A 1,979-nucleotide genomic window follows, 5' to 3' on the forward strand; every position below is an offset into this window, starting at 1 on the left:
CTCTGCTACAGAAAACGGATACGGACGTTCTCCATGTCCCGGGACGCTCGGGCATACATCGCGGCGAAGTATCGGAAACCGCTGCGGGGTCTCGGAACGTTCGGTGCTGCGGAGATGTCCTGGGCTCTCGCTCCCGATGATGGAATGGAAGCGATTCTTCAGGAACTTGGGAACTTGGCTCTCGCTCCCGATGACGGGGAAACTCTGAGGGAATGAGGTATACCATGAAAAACAACGATGAAATGGAAGCGGTTCTTCAGGAACTTGTGGAAGAGGCTATGATCACCGGTGGAGCTGTCTGGACCTTCGGCCCGGATGGGTCGGAACAGCTCTTTCCTCCGGCTCCCCGCTCCCGGTCTCGGCGGTAGGCTGCTCCCCGGACACATGCCCCGCAGCAGGGGGGCTAGCCCCCCCCTGCAAGGGCTATCGCAACGTTTCAGCGACGCGAAGCGGAGCGTATCAGCCACAGCGGCGCCTGAGCGTCATAGACCCCTGGGAAACAGTTTTAACCTGCTAGGTCGATGAAGAACTTAACAGAAGTGATAAGATGACTAGGAAGGCTCTGGCAAGCCTTCCTGGGTTAACTTGGTCTGCTGATGCTCCTGGGCAGGATATCAGTAACCATTCTAGACCCTGGAAGGTAAAGAACGTTGCGGGTTGTGAGCGCGGGCCGTCCCCGGGGGAGGCGGTGGTGGGGACGGGCGAGGGCTTGCCCCGCCCGGCCCCGGACCCCGGCAACCTCCTCTCGTCTCTTTCTAACCATAAGTCGCGAAAACCGGTTTTTGAGGGGGACCGCTATCACACGTTGGCGTTCCGGGAATTCGTATCCGACCGCATGAACGCCTCCGTTCGGGTTCGGGGAGTTGATGCCCAGGGTGTACCATTTTCTGCCGCTATCCCCTGCAACTACCGATGGATGGATCACGTCCGGCAGCGTAACCTGGCGGTGATCTACTCGTGGGTTGACTATGTCACCGAGGAGCGCGGGTACGATGCCTCTGAGGTCGCGTTTCTCTCGCTCACGGTGCGGCACCCCCGGAAACACACCTACCGGGCTGCATCCCAGTGCGTTGATGACCTCCGGCGTGCGTGGTCGCTGATCTCTCACGACTTCCGACAGTTGGATCTCGAATACCTCCGCGTTATAGAGCCCGGGGGAAAGAATGGGTTTGCTCACTATCACCTGCCGGTCGTTGGTGCTTCAGAAGCTGTCTGTGAACGTCTCATAGCCCGTTGGTGCAAGGTCGCGGATGCTCTCCCGGTCGGCCAGGAATATTCCTTTGTCCGGGACATCAAGAAAACCGGGGCGTATATCGCTAAATACCTCTCGAAAACGCTTGATTCTGAACTCGACTACCGGTGGCTCGAACTCTGCTACAGAAAACGGATACGGACGTTCTCCATGTCCCGGGACGCTCGGGCATACATCGCGGCGAAGTATCGGAAACCGCTTTCCGGGCTCGGGACGCTCGGCGCTGCTGAGATGTCCTGGTCTCTGGTTCGCGCTGCTGAGATGTCCTGTTTCTGGTCACCTCCCGATGACGGGGAAACCCCCTGAGGGACTGAGGTATACCATGAAAAACAACGATGAAACGGAAGCGGTTCTTCAAGAACTCGCAGAAGAGGCTATGATTACCGGGGGGGCTGTCTGGGTTTTCGGCCCGGACGGGTCTACGGAACAGCTGGGTCCCCCTCCCCGGATACCTCTCCGGGGTCCTACTCTCTTTCCCCGCCGTCGCGGGTGAGGCTCCCCGGACACTCTCCCCGCACCGGGGGGGCTAGCCCCCCCCCGGAAGGGGTATCGCCACGCTCAGCGACGCCGTAGGCGGAGCGTATCGAGCCTCAGCGGCGTTTGAGCGTCGACGCCTCATGCTAACTCTTTTAAGTAACGCTGACAGAATAAGCGGTAAGAATGACTCGAAAGGCGTTGGAAGCGCCTTCCGGGTCTAAGGTCTGTTTGACTGCTTCCTGGGGCAAGT

3 protein-coding genes are annotated in these 1,979 nt (G+C 59.3%); all 3 read left to right on the top strand.

Going from position 1 to position 1,979, the window contains the following annotated elements; all coding sequences use genetic code 11:
- A partial coding sequence (locus ACE4YL_RS01365; protein ID WP_461369065.1) for a hypothetical protein occupies window positions 1–216 on the top strand: 216 nt, incomplete at its 5' end.
- Window positions 217–224: 8 nt separating this feature from the next.
- Complete coding sequence (locus ACE4YL_RS01370) at window positions 225–368, top strand: hypothetical protein (protein ID WP_461369066.1); 144 nt, start codon at window positions 225–227, stop codon at window positions 366–368.
- Window positions 369–547: 179 nt separating this feature from the next.
- Complete coding sequence (locus ACE4YL_RS01375; protein WP_461369067.1) at window positions 548–1,558, top strand: rolling circle replication-associated protein; 1,011 nt, start codon at window positions 548–550, stop codon at window positions 1,556–1,558.
- Window positions 1,559–1,979 lie beyond the last annotated feature (421 nt).

The sequence above is a fragment of the Candidatus Darwinibacter acetoxidans genome, from assembly GCF_041936445.1.
Lineage (GTDB): Bacteria > Bacillota > Limnochordia > Darwinibacteriales > Darwinibacteriaceae > DTU010.